At 61.3% G+C, this 20,155-nt stretch carries 16 protein-coding genes; 1 reads left to right on the plus strand and 15 read right to left on the minus strand.

What is annotated here, in order from left to right:
- Positions 1-109 precede the first annotated feature (109 nt).
- The 7 genes from HB375_RS06060 to HB375_RS06090 form a co-directional block, all read right to left on the minus strand.
- Positions 110-1,903 (minus strand): gamma-glutamyltransferase family protein, encoded by a 1,794-nt coding sequence (locus HB375_RS06060; RefSeq protein ID WP_167672077.1) that lies wholly within the window; start codon positions 1,901-1,903, stop codon positions 110-112.
- A 23-nt stretch (positions 1,904-1,926) separates the two neighbouring features.
- The gene (locus HB375_RS06065; RefSeq protein WP_167672078.1) at positions 1,927-2,796 is read right to left on the minus strand and encodes an ABC transporter permease; all 870 of its coding nucleotides are present in this window, start codon (positions 2,794-2,796) and stop codon (positions 1,927-1,929) included.
- Positions 2,793-3,740 carry an ABC transporter permease gene (locus HB375_RS06070; protein WP_167672079.1) on the minus strand — a complete coding sequence of 316 codons (948 nt, stop codon included), beginning with the start codon at positions 3,738-3,740 and terminating at the stop codon, positions 2,793-2,795. Before HB375_RS06070 ends, HB375_RS06065 begins: the two co-directional genes overlap by 4 nt.
- A gap of 76 nt (positions 3,741-3,816) precedes the next feature.
- Positions 3,817-5,310, minus strand: coding sequence for an ABC transporter substrate-binding protein (locus HB375_RS06075; RefSeq protein WP_167672080.1), 1,494 nt, complete (start codon positions 5,308-5,310; stop codon positions 3,817-3,819).
- A 17-nt stretch (positions 5,311-5,327) separates the two neighbouring features.
- Positions 5,328-6,422, minus strand: coding sequence for an oligopeptide/dipeptide ABC transporter ATP-binding protein (locus HB375_RS06080; RefSeq protein ID WP_167672081.1), 1,095 nt, complete (start codon positions 6,420-6,422; stop codon positions 5,328-5,330).
- Positions 6,419-7,474, minus strand: a complete 1,056-nt coding sequence (locus HB375_RS06085; RefSeq protein WP_167672082.1) for an ABC transporter ATP-binding protein — start codon at positions 7,472-7,474, stop codon at positions 6,419-6,421. The genes HB375_RS06080 and HB375_RS06085 overlap by 4 nt, the downstream gene beginning before the upstream one ends.
- Entirely contained in the window at positions 7,471-8,244 is a 774-nt protein-coding gene (locus HB375_RS06090) for a FadR/GntR family transcriptional regulator (protein ID WP_167672514.1), read from the minus strand. The genes HB375_RS06085 and HB375_RS06090 overlap by 4 nt, the downstream gene beginning before the upstream one ends.
- Before the next feature lie 750 nt (positions 8,245-8,994).
- On the opposite strand from HB375_RS06090, the gene HB375_RS06095 reads away from it, so the two are divergent.
- Entirely contained in the window at positions 8,995-10,533 is a 1,539-nt protein-coding gene (locus HB375_RS06095; protein WP_167672083.1) for a family 16 glycosylhydrolase, read from the plus strand.
- 123 nt (positions 10,534-10,656) lie between these two features.
- Here HB375_RS06095 and HB375_RS06100 read toward each other — a convergent pair whose 3' ends face one another.
- From HB375_RS06100 to HB375_RS06135, 8 genes are all read right to left on the minus strand, one after another.
- On the minus strand, positions 10,657-10,890 hold the full coding sequence (locus HB375_RS06100) for a hypothetical protein (RefSeq protein WP_167672084.1): 234 nt from the start codon (positions 10,888-10,890) through the stop codon (positions 10,657-10,659).
- Between the two features lie 212 nt (positions 10,891-11,102).
- The gene (locus HB375_RS06105) at positions 11,103-12,161 is read right to left on the minus strand and encodes a polysaccharide deacetylase family protein (RefSeq protein ID WP_167672085.1); all 1,059 of its coding nucleotides are present in this window, start codon (positions 12,159-12,161) and stop codon (positions 11,103-11,105) included.
- 11 nt (positions 12,162-12,172) lie between these two features.
- Positions 12,173-14,386, minus strand: coding sequence for a family 16 glycosylhydrolase (locus HB375_RS06110; protein ID WP_167672086.1), 2,214 nt, complete (start codon positions 14,384-14,386; stop codon positions 12,173-12,175).
- A complete protein-coding gene (locus tag HB375_RS06115; protein WP_167672087.1) occupies positions 14,383-15,561 on the minus strand; it encodes a glycosyltransferase family 2 protein in 1,179 nt (392 codons plus the stop codon). Before HB375_RS06115 ends, HB375_RS06110 begins: the two co-directional genes overlap by 4 nt.
- A complete protein-coding gene (locus HB375_RS06120) occupies positions 15,558-16,991 on the minus strand; it encodes an O-antigen ligase family protein (RefSeq protein ID WP_167672088.1) in 1,434 nt (477 codons plus the stop codon). The genes HB375_RS06115 and HB375_RS06120 overlap by 4 nt, the downstream gene beginning before the upstream one ends.
- A gap of 17 nt (positions 16,992-17,008) precedes the next feature.
- The gene (locus tag HB375_RS06125; protein WP_167672089.1) at positions 17,009-18,325 is read right to left on the minus strand and encodes a GumC domain-containing protein; all 1,317 of its coding nucleotides are present in this window, start codon (positions 18,323-18,325) and stop codon (positions 17,009-17,011) included.
- 127 nt (positions 18,326-18,452) lie between these two features.
- A complete protein-coding gene (locus HB375_RS06130) occupies positions 18,453-19,361 on the minus strand; it encodes a glycosyltransferase (protein ID WP_246728369.1) in 909 nt (302 codons plus the stop codon).
- On the minus strand, positions 19,358-20,080 hold the full coding sequence (locus HB375_RS06135) for a sugar transferase (RefSeq protein ID WP_167672090.1): 723 nt from the start codon (positions 20,078-20,080) through the stop codon (positions 19,358-19,360). Before HB375_RS06135 ends, HB375_RS06130 begins: the two co-directional genes overlap by 4 nt.
- Positions 20,081-20,155 lie beyond the last annotated feature (75 nt).

The raw sequence follows: 20,155 nt of genomic DNA on the forward strand, positions 1-20,155 counted from the left end.
GCGGTTTAGTCCCAAAGTCGGGCTGCGGTCAAAGCGCGTTTGAGCACTGAGAAATGAAAAAAGGGCGCATCGGCTTGCGATGCGCCCCGTCCTTTTTCGTCAACCTCTGTTAGCGGCCGACTGCGTAGGCCTGCATAAGCCGCGGGGTCGCCGCGCCGTGGAGCAGGCCATCGGCATCGCGGCTCGCTGCGACGAGGCGGCCGACGGTCCAGGCCGGAACGGCTTCGACCTCGTGGCCGCGTGCACGCAACTCGTCGAGAACCTCCGTGCCGAAGGATTCCTCCGCCGCCAGATGGCCGGGCTTCTGCTCGCGCGGATAGAACGAGGAGGGGAAGTGCGCCGTGTGCGCCATGGGCTGGTCGATCGCTTCCTGCAGGTTGAGCCCGTGATGCGCGTGGCGCAGGAAAAGCAACAGCTGCCACTGCTCCTGCTGGTCGCCGCCGGGCGAGCCGAACACCATGTAGGGCTTGCCGTCCTTCTCCGCGAGGGTGGGGGTGAGCGTCGTGCGCGGGCGTTTGCCCGGTTCCAAGCTCGCAGGCAGTCCGTGCTCCAGCCAGAACATCTGCGCACGCGAGTTGAGCATGAAGCCGAGCTCCGGAATCACCGGCGAGGACTGCAACCAGCCGCCGGAGGGCATGGCAGCGATCATGTTGCCGAAACGGTCGACGACGTCCACATGTACCGTGTCGCCGCGCCGTGCGGAGCGCATGGAGGCAAGCGTCGGCTCGCCGCCTGTCACCTTGCGGTCGGTGGTGGAGAGATCGCGCAAAGCCTTCATGGCGCGCTCGACCTGCAACTCGTAACCCTCGACATGGCCGGGGCGCAGTTCGAGCGAGGCGCGATCGCCGATCAGCTTGCGGCGCTCGTCGTTGTAAGCGTCCGATAGAAGCGTTTCCATCGGCACCTTCACGAAGTTCGGATCGCCATAATAGGCCTCGCGATCCGCGAAGGCGAGCTTCATGGCTTCGACCACCGTGTGTAGGAAGGGCGCGCTAGAGTGGCCCATCGACGCGAGGTCAAAGCCTTTGAGAAGCGCCAGCGTCTGCAGGAAGACCGGGCCTTGCCCCCACGGGCGGATCTTGTTCACGCGGTAATTGTGATAGTCATACGTCTGCGGCGCATCATAGGTCGCGGACCAGGAGGCCAGGTCATCGGCCGTCAGCACGCCGCGATGGCGTGAGCCGCTCTGGTCCATCACCTCGGTCTTGCGGACGAACGCATCGATGGCCTCGGCCACGAAGCCCTTATAAAAGGCTTCACGCGCGGCTTCGATTTCACCTTCGCGATTGCGGCCCTTGGCTTCCGCCTCGCGCAGAACGCGCTTCCATGTGTCAGCAAGAGGCACGTTGCGGAAGATCTGGCGCGGAGCCGGCGCGTTGCCGCCGGGCAGGAACAGCGCGGCGGAGGTCGGCCACTCGGTTTCGAAGAAACCCTTCAGCCCTTTGATGGTGTCCGCGACGCGCGGCAACAGCGGGTGGCCCTGCTCGGCATAATAGATGGCGGGCTCCAGCACATCGCGCAGGCGCAGGGTGCCGTGGTCTCGCAGCAGCAGCATCCAGGCATCGAAGGCGCCGGGAATGACGGTGGCGAGCAGGCCGTTGCCGGGGATCAGGGACAGGTCCTCATTGCGATAGTGCTCGATGGTCGCGCCCTTTGGCGCGGTGCCCTGACCGCAGAGCACTTCCACCTTGCCGGTCTTCGCCGAATAGAAGACAGCGGGAACTTCGCCCGCCGGACCGACGAGATGCGGCTCGACCACCTGCAGAACGAAGCCCGACGCGACGCAGGCGTCGAAGGCATTGCCGCCCTTCTCCAGCATCGCCATGCCGGAGGCGGAAGCGAGCCAATGGGTCGAGGTGACGACACCGAAGGTGCCGAGAATTTCAGGCCGTGTTGTGAACATGAAACTGATCCGAGCTGACGAGACTAGTTTTCGCGGGGGTCGAGGGCATCGCGCAGGCCGTCACCCATCAGGTTGAAGCCGAGCACGATGAGGAAGATGGCGGAGCCGGGGAAGAATGACATCCACGGCGCCTGGCTCATGAAGTTCTTTGCCGTGTTCAGCATAGAACCCCACGACGGGTTCGGCGGCTGCTGGCCGAGCCCGAGGAAGGAGAGGCTGGCCTCCGCAATGATCGCCGAGGCGATGGTCAGCGTCGCTTGCACCAGGATGGGCGGCAGCGCATTCGGCAGGATGTATCGGGCAATGATCCAGAAATCCGGCAGGCCGATGGCGCGTGCGCCTTCCACATAATCCTCCGCGCGGACGGACAGAACCTGTCCGCGCGTCAGGCGGATGAAGATGGGCATGGCGGACAAGCCGATGGCGATCATCGCATTCGTCAGGCTCGGGCCGAGGAAAGCGGCGAGCGCGATGGCGAGGATGAGGAAGGGGATGGACAGCAAAGCGTCTGTCGCACGCGAGATCGAGGCGTCGAGCCATCCGCCGAAATAGCCGGAGATCAGGCCGAAGGGCACGCCGAGAAGTATGGCGATGCCAACCGAAATGACGCCCGCGCTGAGTGACGCACGGGTTCCGAGCAGCATGCGCGAGAACACATCGCGCCCAAGCTCATCTGTGCCGAACCAGTAGAGCGCGGAGGGCGCCTTGCGGATCGTCGAGAAACTCGGCTTGATCGGATCGAACGGCGCGATGAGCGGCGCAATCAGCGCGATCAGGACAAAGAACAGCACGACCCCAGCCCCAAAGACCGCAGCACGGTTCTTCAGGAATTTGGCAAGGATGCGGTTGCGCTTCTTCGGAAGGGCGATTTCGTCGGTAATGGCGAGAGTCATCGGGCGTGCCTCAGGCGAGGATTGACGAGGACATAGAGAACGTCCGCAAGAAGATTCATGAAGATGAAGCCGACAGCGGTGCACAGCACGACACCTTGCACCACCGCGTAGTCACGGTTGAAGACCGCGTCGACCACGAGCTTGCCGAAGCCTGGAATGGTGAAGATCTGCTCCGTCAGCACCGCACCGGCCAAGAGCTCGCCGAAGAGCAGGGTGGCGAGCGTGATGATGGGCATCAGCGCGTTGCGCAGGGCATGTTTCCAGATCACGACCGGTGCCAGCAGGCCCTTGGCGCGCGCGGTGCGGATATAGTCTGAGCGCAGCACGCCGAGCATGGCGCTGCGGGTGTGGCGCATCAGGCTCGCGGCAAGACCAGTGCCAAGCACGAAGGAAGGCATGATCATGGTCTTGATATTGAGCCACAGATCCTCGCTCGGCGGCACGAAGCCGGAAGCGGGCAGAAGCTGCCACTGTACCGAAACCAGCATGATGAGAAGAATGCCGAGCCAGAAATTCGGAATGGAGAGGCCGGACAAAGCCACGACGTTCGTGGCGTAGTCGATGGCCTTGCCCTTCTTGACGGCGGAGATGATGCCGGCGGGGATGCCGATGGCAAGCGCGATGATCATCGCGAAAATCGCAAGCTCGATCGTCACCGGCAGCTTGGTGAGGATGAGCTTCAGAACGGGAATGTCGGTGCGCAGCGAGATGCCGAGATTGCCCTGAATGACCTGGGTGAGCCAGGCGAAATACTGCACCGGAATCGGATCGTCGAGGCGATACTTTTCACGCAGGAAGGCCAGCACCTGCGGGTCGCGCTCTTCGCCCGCCATGGTCAAAACGGGATCGCCTGGCAGAAGCTGTTGCAAGGCAAAGACCAAAACCGACACCAGAAGAATGGTCGGAAGGGCGATCAGAAGGCGTCGAGCGATATAGCGGAGCATGAGGCTCTGTCATCTGCTGTGAGAGGGAAGGCGGGGGCGTGCCCGGCTCAATCGCCGGGCACGCGATTCATGATCGTCAGGAAGCGAACTTCACGTCCTTCAGACGGATGAGGCCATCCGGGTAGGGCTTGAAGCCAGTCACCTTCTTCGACAGTGCGAAGGGCCAGGGCTGGTAGTAGGTGTAGATGATCGGCAGTTCGTCGAGCAGGACGGCCTGCGCCGCATCATACAGCGCCTTGCGCTTGCCTTCGTCGGTGATCGAGCGGGCTTCGTTGAGGATCTTGTCGATCTCCGGGTTGCAATACCGGCCGTCATTGAGAGCGCCCTTGCAGGTGGCGAAGGCGTGGATATTGCCGTCGGGGTCGACGCGACCGGACCAGCCGATCACGTTCACATCGAAGTTACCGGCTGCGGCCTCCTTCTGCATGGCCGCGAATTCGGTCGGACGAAGGGTGATCTCGAAGCCGGCCTCGGCGGCCATCGCCTGGATCATTTCCGAGATCTGCTGCGCGGTCGTGCTGGTGCCGTAGGTCAGCTCGAACTTGACGCGCTCTTGCCCCGCTGCCTTCAGAAGAGCTTTGGCCTTCGCGACGTCGCGCTTGCGCTTGTCATACTTCGGATCGTGATAGGGGCTGGCGAGCGGGAAGGGCTGCGTCGCCGGGGGATAGATGCCTTGTCCGACGACCTCGTTGATCACATCCATGTCGATAGACAGCTCAAGTGCCTGACGGATGCGCTTGTCCTGCCCGAGCGGCGTCTTGGAGCGATCGCCGTTGTTGGTGTTGATCGTCAGGCCCTGATAGCCGATGCCGTTGACCGGCGCGAAGATGAGCTTTGCATCGCCCTTCACGCTCGGCGTGTCGCTCGGGGCGAGACGTTCAAGCATGTCGATGTTGCCCGCCTTCAGGTTGGCGAGCTTCACGGTGGTGTCCGTGATCGGCGTGAAGACGACGCGGTCGAAGTTGTATGCCTTGGCGTTCCAGTGCTCCTTGAAGCGCTCGAGAACGATGCGGTCGTTCTGCACGCGCTCGACGAACTTGAACGGGCCGGAGCAGACGGGCTTCTGGGCGAAATCGCCGAAGGCTTTCGGCGACAGCATCATGCCGGCGCGGTCGGAGAGCTGCGACAGCAGCGTGCCGTCCGGCCGGGCGAGCTTGATGGCGACAGTCAGATCGTCAACGACCTCGACGCTCTCGACTGAGCTAAGTTCGCTCTTGCGGAGGCTGTCCTGAAGGGTACGCGCACGGTCGAGGTTCGCCTTCACCGCTGCCGCGTCGATCTTCTCGCCGTCGTGGAAGGTTGCGCCGGAGCGCAGCTTGAAGGTCAGCGTCTTGCCGTCCTCGCCCCACTTCCATTCTGTGGCGAGTTCGGGTGTGAATTTCAGGTCGGGCGTGATGTCGATGAGCTTGTCGCAGAGCGACGCGAACACGATGCGGCCTGTGAACGTGCGCGCGCGGTGCGGATCGAGCACGTCCGGGTCGTCGTTGAGGGCGATCTTCAGGGTCTGGGCCGAGACGGCGGTGCTCATCAAGAGCCCGACGGCCATGGCCATCATAGAAATAGGTTTCATGGATTTTCTCCTCTGGTTTAGCGGCCCGGCGCGCCGGCCTTGTCCTGCCGGTCACGCCAAGTTCTGTAGAGTTCGAGACGTTTGGTGAGTGCGGGGCTTGCGGGCGGTGCAGCCAGAGCACCCGCGCCCGCATTCTGGATGTCGCGCCAGAAATGGCAGGCGACCTTGCGTCCGCCTTCAGCGGTTTCGAGTTTCGGATGCTGCTCCTTGCACAGCGCCTTGGCGTGCGGGCAGCGCGTGTGAAAACGGCAGCCCGGCGGCGGCGCGGTCGGGCTCGGCACGTCGCCTTGCAGCAGCGGCTTGGGTGAGCGATTGACCGGGCTCGGAACCGGGATCGCGGTCATGAGCGCCTGCGTGTAGGGATGAAGCGGATTGTCGAAAAGATCGTCCGTCTCGCTCAGCTCGACGGCCTCGCCGAGATACATCACCGCGATGCGATCGCTCATGTGACGAATGACGGCAAGATCGTGCGCGACGATCACGAGAGTGAGCCCGAACTTTTCCTTCAGATCTTCAAGCAAGTTGATGATCTGCGCCTGGATCGACACGTCGAGCGCCGAGACGGGCTCGTCGCCGATGATGAGCTTCGGCTCGCCGGCCAGCGCGCGGGCGATGCCGATGCGCTGACGCTGGCCGCCGGAGAATTCATGCGGATAGCGATCCGCATGCGCCGGAAGGAGGCCGACGGTCCGGAGAAGTTCGTCCACGCGCTTGCGCCGTTCCTCTCCGTGAGCGAGCCCATGCAGGGCGATGGGCTCGGCGATGATGTCCCGCACGGTCATGCGCGGGTTGAGCGATGCGAACGGGTCCTGGAAGATGATCTGCAATTCGCGGCGGAGGCGGCGCATGTCGCGTTGGTTCAGCGCGCGGATAGAGCGCCCTTCATAGAGCACGTCGCCTGCGGTCGCTTCGATCAAGCGTAAAAGAAGGCGGCCGAGCGTGGACTTGCCGCAGCCGGATTCGCCGACGATGGCAAATGTCTCACCGCGCTTGACCTGAAGCGAAACGCCGTCGACCGCGCGCACGACGGTCGGGGAGGAGAGAAGACCGCCGCCGCCGAAATGTTTGACGAGGCCAATGCCCTCAAGAATGATGTTGTTCGTGGTCGTCACAGAACCGCTCCCCGGTGTTGTTCGAGCGGCGCGTACCAGCAGCGCGCCTGATGCCCCGACGTAACATCGACGAGGGGCGGCGGTTCGGTTGCACAACGCGCTTCCGCGAAGGGGCAGCGAGGCGCAAAGCGGCATCCCTTCGGCATCAGTTCCGCCGGGGGCACGGAGCCGCGGATTGTCGCGAGGCGACCTTGGCGGCGACCGAGAGAAGGCACGGAGCCCATGAGGCCGATGGTGTAAGGGTGCTGCGGGTCTTCGAAGATGGCCTCGACGGAGCCGGATTCGACCACGCGGCCCGCATACATCACCGCCACTTCGTCCGCGACTTCCGCCACCACGCCGAGATCGTGCGTGATGAGGATCATCGACATGCCGCTCTCTTCCTGCAGGCGGCGGATGAGCGAGATGATCTGCGCCTGGATCGTCACGTCCAGAGCCGTCGTCGGCTCGTCGGCGATGAGAAGCTGCGGATCGTTGGCAAGCGCCATGGCGATCATCACGCGCTGGCGCATGCCGCCGGACATCTCATGCGGATAGGCCTTCAGGCGCTTTTCCGGGGCAGGGATACGCACACGCCGCAGCATTTCGAGCGCGCGCTCCCACGCTTCCGCCTTCGACACCTTGCGGTGCCGCATGATGCCTTCGGCGATCTGGTCGCCGACGGTGAAGGCCGGGTTGAGCGAGGTCATCGGCTCCTGGAAGATCATCGCTGTCCGGTTGCCGCGCACATCCGCGCGTTCGCGCTCGGTCAGGCCGAAAAGGTCCTTGCCCTCGAAATAGGCCGCGCCTTGAACGATGCGCGCCGGTGGGGTCGGAAGAAGTCCCATCAGTGAAAGCGCAGTCACGCTCTTGCCGCAGCCGGATTCACCGACGATGCACAGCGTCTTACCTTTGGCGAGCGAGAAGGACACGTCGTCGACGACATTGACACCCTTCGGCGCGCCGTCGAAGCGGATCGAGAGATTCTCGACGCGCAGAAGCGGTTCTGGCGAGGGCCGGGGAGCGACGGCCTGGTCGGTTTCTCGCGACCGGAGAGCAGCTTCATTAATCATGCCGCAGGTCTTCCTTGGTCATTGGATGGTTGCCCGTTTGCGGTTTGAATGTCGTAATTGTCTTGCGCAGGCTTCGTCATGATTTTGACGAGGCTCTCACGGACGGCTTCCAGATGTTCGCGCATGGCTTGTTCGGCACCGCGGCCGTCCCGGGCCGCAATGGCTGCGACGATCCGATGATGGTAATGCACGTAAGTCCGCTCGCCTGCAGGGCTGCGGGCCTGTTCACGCAGCCGCCGCCATGTCGGGTCCTGGCGGATCTGGTTGATCATGTCCATGAACGCGAAGAGCAGACTGTTGCCCGCAGCTTCGGCGATGGCGCGGTGGAACGCGCCGTCCCAGAGTTCGCGATTGTCCGTATCGGTTGCGGCGGAAGTACCCGTCTTGTGGGCGAGATGCTCCAGGCGCTCGATGTCTCCGTTCGAGGCGCGCAGGGCTGCTAGGCGCGCGAGCATGGGCTCGATGCCGAGGCGCGCTTCCATGACCTCAAGCGGGTTGGTGCGGCTGGAAAGCTCCTCCACGCTCGTATCCGCCCGCGCCGGGCGGGGGCCGAGAAAGGTGCCTTTGCCCTGGTGGCGCCAGAGCCGACCTTCAGCCTCCAACACGTCGAGTGCGCGCCGCAGCGTCCGCCGGCCGACACTCAATTGGAGGGCGAGGGCGCGTTCCGGCGGCAACTGCTTGTCATCGCCCGCCGCCCGGGAATCGAGCAGGGCGCGCAGCTGCCGGAGGGCAAAATCCGAGCTGTCCGAGGGGCGTTCATCCTTGGTCATCCGGATTTCCTGGAATGAACCAATGTTATCATTGGTGCTGTCCCGACTTGCCTGTTCTTGCCAAAATGATCGACTGTTTGAAATGAAGCTAAGCTGATTGCGAACCAATTGGCAATTGGTTTCATGGTCGAAGCTGTGCAACGCGTGCCGCTTTCGCGTGCATGTTGCCGTCTGAATCGGCCGGACGGCAGAGGGGCGGGGAAAAGGTTCCTCTTGGGCGTCTTGGTCTAACTGCCCGTTCACCCACTCTCGCGCCGTCAGACTTTGGTCTCGGCGAAGAGAATAGAAAAACTTAAGTATTCATCTGCATCATTCCGCCCCGTGATGGCATGTCGAGCGCCGGGAGGATGCAAAGATGAGCCGTTTTTGTGAGGTATATTGTCTTTTTATGGAATCCTAGAAGCCTCTCTTTATTCAGAAGAAGTGGGGCGCAGCAAGGCCCCGATTCCTGGGATTTTTGGCCTCCCGACCGATCGGCCGATCTCCATTCCGTTACGCTTTTTCAGCCTACACCAACGGTGGAAAGCTTATGGATAAGCCGTTGCTCTCCAATGGCATAATAGTGTTTCATTTCAGGCTATATCTCTATGTGATCATGTTCAAAGAAAGGTATAACTTTCCCGCCCATGTATTTCCTGTCTCTCAATCGCGTAATTTGAATTTATAGAGCACTTTTTCCTAAAACAACGAATTCCATAAGGACAAATAAAGCTGACCAAAGAATTATACTTTGGAAGCATGGGGTATTAAATGGCAATCGATCCAAAGAATCTTGCCGGGACGGCAACATTGACGTTTGGCGATGAGTTCAATTCGTTCAGCTATTGGAACGGAAAGTCTGGCACGTGGGACACCGGCTATCCCTGGACCGCAGCGAATGGCGGTACCAACGCGGGCAACAATGAGGAGCAGTGGTACATCAACGCCAACTATGCACCGACGCAGGGGCTGGGAACCTACTCCGCAAGCAATGGCATCATGAACATCAACGCCGCGCCTGCTTCCGCGGCGACGAAGTCCTTGATCAACGGCTACAACTACACCTCGGGCATGATCACTACGGCCCACTCGTTCAGCCAGACCTACGGCTACTTCGAGATGCGCGCCAAGCTTCCTGCGGGGCAGGGCCTGTGGCCGGCCTTTTGGCTGTTACCGACCGACGGCTCGTGGCCGCCGGAAATCGACATCATGGAGGTGATCGGCAGCTCGCCGAACCAGCTCGAGACCACTGTGCATTCTAATTCCGGCGGCTATCAGATGAACAACAAGTCGACGACTGTTCAGGGAATGACCACCGGCTTCCACACCTACGGCGTGGACTGGGAAAAGGACAAGATCGCCTGGTACCACGACGGTGTGAAGATCTATGAGACCGCCACTCCTGCCGACATGAACAAACCCATGTACATGCTGGCCAATCTGGCGGTCGGCGGCGATTGGCCGGGAAGCCCGAACAGCAGCACGCACTTCCCCGCAACCATGCAGATCGACTACATCCGCGCCTACAGGGCCGGCGCGACCCCAGGCGGCTCGACTCCAGGCGGCAGCACGGATCAGCCGACGCCTGCGCCTACGCCGAATCCTATTCCGACTGGCCAGAAACTCTTCAGTTTGCCGGGCAGCGCCGCGACGACGAAAACGATCATCGGCACGTCGGCTGCAGACTACCTCAAAGGGTCGTCCAAGCATAACGCGATCAACGGCAAGGCCGGCGCGGACGCCATGTTGGGCGGCTCGGGAGACGACACGTATTACGTCGACCACAAGGCGGACAAAGTCATCGAGAGCGCGGGGAAGGGCATCGACACGGTCAAGACCGCTCTTGCCTCCTACAAATTGTCGGCGAATGTTGAAAACCTCACCTTGTCCGGCAAGACCAGCCAGACCGGCGTCGGCAACGAGCTGAGCAACCGGCTCATTTCGAACGGTGTTGCCGCCAATAAGCTTTCCGGTGGTGCAGGCAACGACATCCTGTACGTCGGCAAGTATGCCGACATCCTGACGGGTGGTTCGGGACGCGATCAGTTCGTCTTTAAGAGCGCACCAGTGAAGGCGGGCCACATCACCGACTTCACGGTCGGCGTTGACGTCCTCGACCTGCGTGGCCTGTTCGTCGGCTACAAGGGAACGAACCCAGTTTCCGATGGCCGCCTGAGCTTCGTGGACACCGGCGCCGGCGACACGATCGTCAAGTACAAGTCGGCGGCCGGAACTGTGTCGACAGTCACGACACTCGACCACGTCACCGCGAGCCAGCTGCACGCGAAGGCAGACTACTTCTGGGCGTAAGTGTTCACACCTCTCACCCCTCGTTCGTCGAGGGGAAGACCTGCAATTGAGAAAAGCCCCATCGCTTGTCTCGATGGGGCCTTTTTCAGTGGTGTCGAGGTCCGGATCGCTTTTTGCGCGGCTTCAAGACGTCAGGTCCGTCCGTGCCTCGGTGACGTTGCCGAGAGCGTCGCGGCCTGACGCATTGGGGGTTTGTGTCGGGTGCGTGGATTGGCGGTACAGATAAAGGGCCGTCAGCCCCGCAACAAGGCTTGCACCAAATGGCGCGCCCATCAGAGCGAGGAGAGGCCCGACGGGCCACAGCAGCGCGAAGGTTATCGCTCCTCCGGCGACAACAGCACAAAGCAGCACGATCACAACAAATCTCCTGCCGGCTGGACTCCCGTGATGCGTGACTGTCCGTCCCGTGCATCAGAAAGCCTCTGTCTTGCGCATGATTCTGGAACAGTGATGCGAACGCTCTACGCTGCAAGCGTTTTCTCTCAGCCGGCAAGGTCGCATAGGACCGTGGCGGCTACTCTAGCGTGGCATGATGATTGTGGCATCTTGAAGGTGCGTAGAAAGGTTGCCTAGGCACTTAGGCTGCGATGCTTGACGAGATCCAGGGCCATGAAAGGGACGCCGGAGAGAAGCGCCCGAAGGGCCGCTTCGTTCTGGTGCAGACCGTTGATCGAGACGCGGGGGAGGGCGGTGGGGTGGGCGAGATGCCTTGTGAAAATGTGGCCGGGACGTGTCGTGACCGCGGCTTCATATCCGCTTTGTTGAGCGAGCCCGAATTCTCGCTCTCCGGCCGAGCTAGGATCGCCGTGCGGATAGGCGATATGACGAACGCGCCGGCCAAGTTGGCTCTCGATGAGGAGCTTGCTTCTCGAGATCTCCGCCGCGGAGAATTTGGCGTCGTGCCGGGCTAGGATCGGGTGGCTCAGCGTGTGCGATCCGATGGTGACGTCGGGGTCCCTCGCGAGCAATCGCACCTCGTCCCAGCTTGCGCAAAGTTTTTTGACGAGGCTATCGGGATCGAGGTCGATCTGTCGTGAAAGATCGCCGATGACGGCGAGCAAGTGCTCCTCAGGTCCCGCTTTCAGGCGACGGCGTAGCAGCCCGAACGCCTCCGACTTCTGCGCTGTCGTGCCAGTCGTCAGCACAAGTCTTTCCTCATGCAGCGTGACTTCAATATGATCGAGCTGCGCGATCGCCATTTCTAGCTCGAGCCACCAGAGGCGACCGTGTCCGCTCGCGAAGTCATTGACCACGAACATCGTCCACGGCGCCTTCAGCCGTTTCAGGATTGGCCACCCATATTCGATGTTGTCGCGATAACCGTCGTCGAAGGTCAGGACGGCGAAGGGAGGATGAGAGCGCGTCGAGCGTAGTCGGTCGGGGACTTCGTCCAGGGAGATGATTTCGAAGCCGTCCTTCCTCAGCGTGGCGACGGTCTTTGCAAGAAACTCGGGCGTGATTTCGAGGAAGCGGTTCGGTGTGAAGGGCTTCTCGTGCCAGGGCCTCACATGGTGAAACATCAGAATAACGCCCGCGCCCCTGGCAAGAGGGCGAAGCCAAATATCGGCCCGCGTCGCCGAGATGGCGGAAAAGCCGGTTGCGAAAAGGTGATGCCGCCAGGATGGCACTTCTGCTCCTCTCAAAGCTTTGCCGTTCTTGCCGCACTTGGTGGAAGAAAGACGCGAATGCGATCAATGCGCAGGTCTGCTGGAAACGGCGTCGTGGTGTCGGGTGCGCCTGGCCAGGATCCACCGACGGCAAGGTTGACGATGAGATACATCGGCCCGTGCATGTCGGGAGGCGTCGGCAAGTTGCTGACCGCGCGCCCATCGAAATACCAGACGATTTCCTCCGGGGTCCATTTGACGCCGTAAATATGAAAGGCCTCCGCGAGGTCAGGTGTCGGGATTCGAATTTGCGACCGGGAAGCGAAGCCGAGGAAGCCCCTCGTGTGGGCAGTCACGACATTGGTGCGCGTGTCATGCCCAAGCACTTCCATGACGTCGATCTCGGGCGGCCAGGTCTGATCCGCGGGTGCAAGCCAGAAGGCGCTCCAGAGACCGCGGCCGCGCGGCACGCGGGCACGGATTTCGGCATAGCCGTAAGTGAACGAAAAACTCTTGGCCGTTGTCAGGAGGCCTGACGTGTAGCGTAGGCCGGTTTGCCAGGCCTGATCCGCCTTCCGCGTCGCGCGTGCCCGAATGACGAGAGAGCCGCCCTCGATTGAGAACGGACTTGGTTCGCCCGCCGCCCCCGTGTTCACGCCCAACCGCGGGTCGATATAATATTGAAGCTCGCCATTGGAGGCGTTCGTGCGTCCGCCCCATGGATAGTGCGGCTCCCAGATACCCGATGCGCCGTCATTCCACAGGCGAAGGCCTTTGCCGAAGCTATCCTCGAAGGCCAGCTTCCATCCGCTCGGTGGCACGCTGTCTCCCACGCGGGTCGTGTGGATGGCCGCCACGACCTTTTGGGAGGGGCCGGGCAGAAAGGCGATGACCGTCAGCGCAATCACCAGCAATACCTGAACGGCATAAATCCGCGCGGCGGACCGCCGGTTGAGGACTCCGAGCCAGAACATGCGCAACACGAGGCCGCCAAACAGGAAAAGCCCGGCGGCGACGCAGCCCCATGCCTGCCCTTCGATGCCGGCGAGGCGGCTACCCAGAGTCATCGCACCAACGAGCACGAAAAATCCGGGAACGAACATGAATGCTGAATCCCGTTTCGGGCTGGACGACAAGGCGATGACGACCGGGATGAGCCACGCGATCACGCCAAGGGAGATGCATGAGACGGCAAGCGCAATGGTCGAGGCCGTTGCCGCCTCGAAATGGGGGAAGACGAGCGTGATCAGGCGGTGTGTCGCGAAATGCGCAATGACGGCGATCAGTGCAAGTCCCGGGCCGAGAATGAGCGCATGGCGCTCGACCAACCCCGAGCATGTACCGGGGGATGCGCGCGCAACGTGGCCAAGGAGCTTGGGATAGTAGACCTGGGCGATCGTCGAGATCATTCCGAGTCCGACGAAGGCAAGATTAGCTCCGAACGCGAACAGGCCGAGATCGTCCGGCGAGGAAAGGGAGGCCGCGATCCAGCGATTGGCGCTCAAATAAACAAACCAGAGCGCGTTGAAGATGAAGAGCGGCAGCGCCGAACGAACCAGCGGCCAGATGCGAGCCGGACGCGTCGATGCGTGTAAGCCGGTGCGCGCAAAGAACATCGCGAAACCGCCATACCACAACAGCAAAACGGCGAAGCAGCCCGTGATCCCGCCAAAGACGAGGCCGGCGAGGCGTGGTGCCGTCATGCCGACCTGCAGGGTCAAAGCCACAGCCGTGAATTCCCACACCTGCGCACCGGCTCTGAAAATGGTGACGGGCGCGTTGGCCACCATTCCGAGTCCGCCACCGGCAATCGCAAGAGCGGTATCAAATGGCGAGAGCCCGCCGCTGATGGCCGCCGCGAGCGAGGCGAGCGGCATGATGACCAGGAGGACGATTCCGCCGATGGCCCAATTGGCCCGGAGAATATCAGCGCCGCGCTCGATGGCAGGTGCGCCTTCTCTCGTCAGGTCACGATCGGCGAGTTGCGACAGGCCGAGATCGAACTTGCTCGCGAACTGGAACAGGCTCGTTAGCAGAGCGAAAGCGCCGAAGGCCGCTGGTCCAAGGAGAGAGGGCGCTACGAGCGATGTGCCGATGCTCAGAAAGCTCGTGACCGCGGTGCCGATGGTGTAGACGAGAGGGTGACCGAGCCACGCCAGGCTGCGTGACGCACGGATCGACTGAACGGCCCCCGGCAGCGGGAACGATTGCTCCGCGCCGACATCCGGATTCAGAGTCGGCGTCATATGTGGCTCCGCCTAGGGAACGGGATTGCCTCGCCAAAGCTGACGACGTCATTGTCAGTTTCATCCAGTTGCGTCGCGTCACAGCAACTTGCCGGAACATTTCCATTCTTGCGGGATCGCCGTGCGGCGAACGCATCGAACCGGGGCGAGCTTTTCATGATGCCCAGTCTCTCCAGCTCATCGTTCGAGCGATAGTTTTCGCTTCCCTCAAAGAACAGCGTTGTCGCAGGTTCGTCGGTGAGTAGAGACGCGTATCGGACGTATTCCGCGCCGCCGTCCCAGTGCTGTTTGCGTGTCGCCTCGGTGATCGCGCGGTTGTGGAAGTCGGCGAAGAACTTGAAGTGCAGCAGCGCGCCTCTCACCTCGGCGAGTTTGAGCGGAGTGGTCCGGTGGTTCGACACCCAGTGGCGACCCGCGCGCCCCTTGATGAGGGGGATTTTGGTGAGATCCGGCGGCAGGGCACTGCCCCATTTCGTCCGCCGCAGACCCAGCGCCGAGCCGAGGGGATGGCGCCTCAGCTTGCGGAGCGCGCGGTGCAGAGCCATCTGCCAGACGCCGGCATGAAGGAACTCGGGATAAAATTTCCGAAGTCGCGGACCGCCGACCGCCTCGACTTCCGCAAAAGTACGTTTGACGGACTTCAGCCCGACCTTGCGTCTGATGTGGTAACTCTTGTCGAAGTGCGGGCAGGTTTCCAGGAAGGGGGTTCCCGGCGCATAGACCGCATCCGCGATGGGGCCGCGGTTGTACATGTCGAGCAAGAGTGCAAAGGCACCCTCGTTGCCGGTCTGATCGAGAAAGCGGCAGAAATCGGGAAGGGAGAGTTCGTCTGCGTGCGGGAAGGTGAAAAGCTCGTCGGCGTCGAGAAAAAGGCACCAGCTGCCGATACCAAAACGCTCGACGAGAAGGTTTATCCAATGCATGCCGTAATTCGCTTCGCCAAACGACGCGAATGTTTGAAAGACATGGCAATCGGGCTGTGAGAGCAGGAAATCGACGGTGCCGTCCTCAGACCCGTTGTCGACAAAGAAAAATCGATCGACCCCCAAAGTCCGATGATAGGCAAGATGGTAGGGAAGTCGGGAGACTTCGTTGCGGACCACCAAGAACGCGCCATGGCTTCCTGCGCTGCTGCTGATCGGGCGCGTATCCAGGCGTGAAAGATCGGCGCTCACGGATGGGCTCCTTCCGGTGCGATTACGAGGGTCTTTCCGGCGTTGTCGGACGAAGCCAGTCGACGAGCGCTGCCCCCGCTCGCGTCCCGCGCGAGGAAGAAGAAGACGGCCAGCGTCAGAAGAACCGGGCTCGCGAAAATCTCGACCTCACCCAGGCCGACAATGAGCATGAAGACGGCGAACTGATCCCGGGCCGGATCGGGAGACAGAAAGAAACGCGCTATCAATAGGGCGATGGAGCCGAAACCGGGCAGGGATCCGAGGATCCCGATGGACAGCAGGCTTTGCAGAAACATGTTGTGCGCGTTCACAGCTGACCCGACGAAGGAGGCGCTCACGTTGTTGGAGAGCAGTCCCTCAGTTCCGTTGAATCCCCACCCCAACAGCGGCTTCTGGAGAAAAAAACGCCAGACGAGATCCCAGACTTCAGTCCGCCCGGTCAGCGTGAAGATTTCGCTCGTTGTTCCGGTGCGGCTGAGGCCTTGAAGGAGACTGCCGACATCGGCCATTCCTACGACCGCGGAAACGAGGAGCAGGATCGCGACTCCTCCCAGCATGGCAAAGGTCAGCGGAGCGCCATAGCCTCGCTCACGGACGGCTATGAAACTCCATGCAATGGCGACGGCAATTAGTGTCGTCCTGCTGCCGGTGGCGAGTAGCGCCATAAACCCCAAGGTCAGGAACGCCAGATAGGTGAGACGCTGTAGACATCTGAGACGGCGGGCGATGATGGCGAGAGTGATGAAGACGCCGATTTGTTGGCCGAACACATTAGGATGCCCGGCAAGACCCTGAAGGCGATAAACGTTTTCCTCGACGGAGGGTGGAAGCCATGCCGCCTCAGGCGCGACCACTCCTGCCACAACGCCGACGAGGAGATAGACCGCAAGCGTCCAGACCATGACGCGAAGCGCGTTGTTCGCGCCGAGATCGATGATCGCGATGCAGGACAACGCGATATAAGCGAAGATGCCGATGGCGCTCGCGCCCGTATAGGCGGGAACAATGGACCACGCCGAGGAGGCGAGGGAGACACATCCGTAGGCGAAGGCAAGGCCGAGAATCGGTTCCCTGATCAGAAAAGCGATCTGGCGCCATCTGGCGAGCGCGATCGCGATCAAAGCCAGCCACGTCGCAAACTTCAGGCCGCTCTGGAAGTCGAGGCCGGTGACGCCGATTTCCCGTTGGCGAAAATTGAGATTGAGAGCAAGAACGACGAATGCCAGCAAGCACGCCGTCGCGTAACCACGTCCCTGCATGGCGTGCAGCAGTGCGATTCCCGCAAGACCGGAAATGATGACGACGAGCGGGGCTGCGTAGGCAACCTCTCCCAGGCTAGCGGACGTGGCGAGTATCGTTGCCCATCCGACAGCGGCACAAAGGAGGATGCCGACTGAAATCGCCCGGTCGGAGGAAGATGCGAGCGTCATATCCGGCCGCTCCGGTTTCAGTGAGCCGCCAACAATTGACGAGCTTTCACCGACAGAGGACGCCAGACCATGGCCGCTCCCGCCGCGATTCCGGCGAGCAGTGTTCCTAAAAACGCCAGCACGGGATCGGGGAAGGTGGGGCGCGCTGGAATCTCAGCATGTGCCAGGATTTCGACGTCCGGTCCGAGCGAAGCCAAGCGGGCTGATTGCTCCTTGAGACGCACCAGCGCCGCATCGAGGACGCTCTTGTCGGTCGCTGCGTCCTGGCGAAGCTCATCCAGTTTCAGCTCTGCCCGATGCCGCTCGGCGAGTTCTTCTCGAATGGCTTTCATAGCCTTGCGCAAAACCTCTTCTCTCGCCGCCCAAGCCTTTGCCGTGGCGTCCATGTTCATGATTTGAACGGGCGAGCCGAAGCCAAGCTTGTTGTCTAGTAGCCATGTCACGGGTCGAGAGGTGTCGGGCAGGGCAGCATCTTTTGAATCCGCCTCGAAGGAAGGCGCCAGGATTTCCAACGCTCCGCCGATGGTCCGGCTCCTTTGCAGTTCTGCCTGCATCGTCGCGTTGATGTACCGCTCCCGCGCGTCGGCAGCCTCCTTGCTCAATGCCGTCAGTTGATTTTCCAGGGAGGTCCGCGTTGCGCTGTCCACGAGGTCCGACTCGACCGTGAAATCACTGACCGCGCGCTCAGAGCGTTCCTGCCTGGCGCGCAGGTCGGCGACGCGCTTGGACAGGCTGTCGGAAAAGCTCTCTGCCAGCTTCCGTTTGCGTGCCTCCTGGTCGTCCAGATAGGCCCGGAGCAAGCTCTCCGTCATCGCGACGGCTTTGGTTGGGTCCGATGACCAGTAGCCGAACTTGATCGTATACGACCGGCGGTCACGAGAAATGCTCAGCCGCTTCTGAAGGCGATAGCGCAGGTCGGCGGTGGAGATCGTGGGAGCTTTCTTGGGCGAACCGAGGAGCGATGGCAGTGTTTCGTGCGCCCAATCGCTGAGATGCGCTCTCCAGCTCGTCGGGCCCGATCCGAATTCCGGATCGGTGGCCAGGTGGTTTTGTGCGATGACAACCGATGCGATGGCGGGTGACGCCATCAGGTCCATCTCCGACTGAATGGCATTTTCATCAAGCGGCTGGCGGAGAGATTCGCTCCGATCAAGCTGCCCATTCTCATTTGTCGGACGCATGATCACAGAAGCGGTCGCTTCGTAGCGACGTGGCAGCAGCGGCCAAGTCGCAGCGGCTGCAACGGCGACCACCGCGAAGCCGGCAACAAAGCGCCGAACATAAGGAGATTTCAGGAAGCCGCGGTTCATCTTCGCTGTCGCGGGCGGTGCCATATGAAGCTTCTCACTTTTGAGGGTTGACCGCTTCGCGAGAGAAAGATTCTCGAAGGCCGTGTCATTCATGGCGGCGGGTCTCTCTTACGGTTGAGCGTCTCGCCGAGGGCATCGGCCTCGCGAGATCTTAAGTACGAACGAGCGAATAGAGGCGCCGCCGGAGCTGGCCCGAAACGAGGCGGAAGGTCGTGTACATCGCCGTAACCATGACGAGCTGGCGCACATTCAGAAATCCCGATCGGAAGCAGTCGATCCGGAATCGAATTTCCTTGATGCAATAAGCCAGGCCACCGCGGCGAATGCGCTGCTCCGTGCCGGAACGAACGCGGACAAGAACCTTTGGAATGATGTGAAATTTGACGCCGGCCTGCGCAAGTCGAATGAAGAGATCGTAGTCTTCGAGCTTGCCGTAGGTTTCGCGATATCCGCCGACGCGCCGCAGCGCTTCCGCTCTTACCAGAATGGAGGAGTGCACAAGGACGTTTCGCCATCGCAAGGCGCGCACGATGGCATCGTGACTGGCCGGAGAGACTTTGAGATGAGAAGGCGCTCCGTCGTCATAAAACTCTTCGCTCCACGTTCCGATGAGCGAGATTTCGGGATGGGCTCTGGCATAAGCCAACTGCACCTCGATGCGATCCGGCTCGCAAACATCGTCGCTGTCCATGCGCAGTGCGAACTCACCGTAGCAGTTTTCCAGGCCGACATTCATGGCATTCGCCAGGCCGCGGCTCTTCGGCAGTCTGATCAGCGACATGTGCAGAATGCGTCGATCGTTGCGATACTGTGCAATGACGTCCTCCTGGCCTCGATCGACGGGGCCATCGACGACAAGTACGATCTGGTCGGGCGGCACGGTCTGCGCATACAGACTCTCGAGGCTTGCCTTGAGATTTACCGCCGTCTCGGCTGCATAGGTCGACATGAGAACGCTGATGGTCGTCCCTGATTGCAGCCGGCGAATGCGATGAACGTCCGGTCTGAGCTCAATGACTGCCGGCGTTGCTTCGAGGGGAAGATTGACATTCTTGTTCATTTTGCCCCCCGGCGAGAAAGAACCGCGGTAGGAGTCCGGAAGAGGATCAAAAGATCCGAACCGAAGCTCCAATTCTTGACGTAGTGCTCATCAAGCTTCACGCGCGTCTCGTAACCGACATCGTTGCGCCCGCTGACTTGCCACAAACCGGTAATGCCGGGGCGGACGCTCTTGTAGAGCGCGGCCACTGGCCCATAATGTGCCATTTCCGACTGCGTCACTGGGCGCGGACCGACGAGGCTCATCTCGTCTTTCAGAACGTTGATGAGCTGAGGAAGTTCATCGAAGCTGGATTGGCGGAGAAAGCGCCCGACGGCCGTAACGCGCGGGTCGAAGGTCAGCTTTTGATTCCGCGCCCATTCGGCGCATGCTTCCGGATGATACGACAGATACTCTTCGAGGCATTGGTCCGCATCGAGGATCATCGTGCGAAATTTGAGGCATCCGAACGGAACGCCTGCGGTGCCGATCCGCCGGTGGCTGTAGAGGACCGGGCCCCCATCCATCGCGACGAAGACTGCGATCACGAGCAGAAGCGGCAGACTGAGGAACAACGCCAACGATGCGACCAGGATGTCGAGCGAACGTTTGCCGAACCGCGATACGCGCCCAAGGCCCAAGTGAAATGGCGTCGCAATCTTCGATCCCAACACCATCGTCGCATCCAGGCTTCTGACAATGGTGGAGGAGGGCACCTGAGGTACATGCGGCTCACCCATGTGAGATCCCTTTTTGGTAGAGCCCCGCGGAAACGGATGTGTTGTTAACGCATTGAACCGACTGAGCTGCCAGAT

Source organism: Microvirga terricola (genome assembly GCF_011777495.1).
Classification (GTDB): Bacteria; Pseudomonadota; Alphaproteobacteria; order Rhizobiales; family Beijerinckiaceae; genus Microvirga; species Microvirga terricola.

Coding starts and splice junctions, on each gene's coding strand:
- HB375_RS06060 (WP_167672077.1), bottom strand. CDS start 1,903: ATGTTCACAACACGGCCTGAAATTCTCGGCACCTTCGGTGTCGTCACC.
- HB375_RS06065 (WP_167672078.1), bottom strand. CDS start 2,796: ATGACTCTCGCCATTACCGACGAAATCGCCCTTCCGAAGAAGCGCAAC.
- HB375_RS06070 (WP_167672079.1), bottom strand. CDS start 3,740: ATGCTCCGCTATATCGCTCGACGCCTTCTGATCGCCCTTCCGACCATT.
- HB375_RS06075 (WP_167672080.1), bottom strand. CDS start 5,310: ATGAAACCTATTTCTATGATGGCCATGGCCGTCGGGCTCTTGATGAGC.
- HB375_RS06085 (WP_167672082.1), bottom strand. CDS start 7,474: ATGATTAATGAAGCTGCTCTCCGGTCGCGAGAAACCGACCAGGCCGTC.
- HB375_RS06090 (WP_167672514.1), bottom strand. CDS start 8,244: ATGACCAAGGATGAACGCCCCTCGGACAGCTCGGATTTTGCCCTCCGG.
- HB375_RS06095 (WP_167672083.1), top strand. CDS start 8,995: ATGGCAATCGATCCAAAGAATCTTGCCGGGACGGCAACATTGACGTTT.
- HB375_RS06110 (WP_167672086.1), bottom strand. CDS start 14,386: ATGACGCCGACTCTGAATCCGGATGTCGGCGCGGAGCAATCGTTCCCG.
- HB375_RS06120 (WP_167672088.1), bottom strand. CDS start 16,991: ATGACGCTCGCATCTTCCTCCGACCGGGCGATTTCAGTCGGCATCCTC.
- HB375_RS06125 (WP_167672089.1), bottom strand. CDS start 18,325: ATGGCACCGCCCGCGACAGCGAAGATGAACCGCGGCTTCCTGAAATCT.
- HB375_RS06130 (WP_246728369.1), bottom strand. CDS start 19,361: ATGAACAAGAATGTCAATCTTCCCCTCGAAGCAACGCCGGCAGTCATT.
- HB375_RS06135 (WP_167672090.1), bottom strand. CDS start 20,080: ATGGGTGAGCCGCATGTACCTCAGGTGCCCTCCTCCACCATTGTCAGA.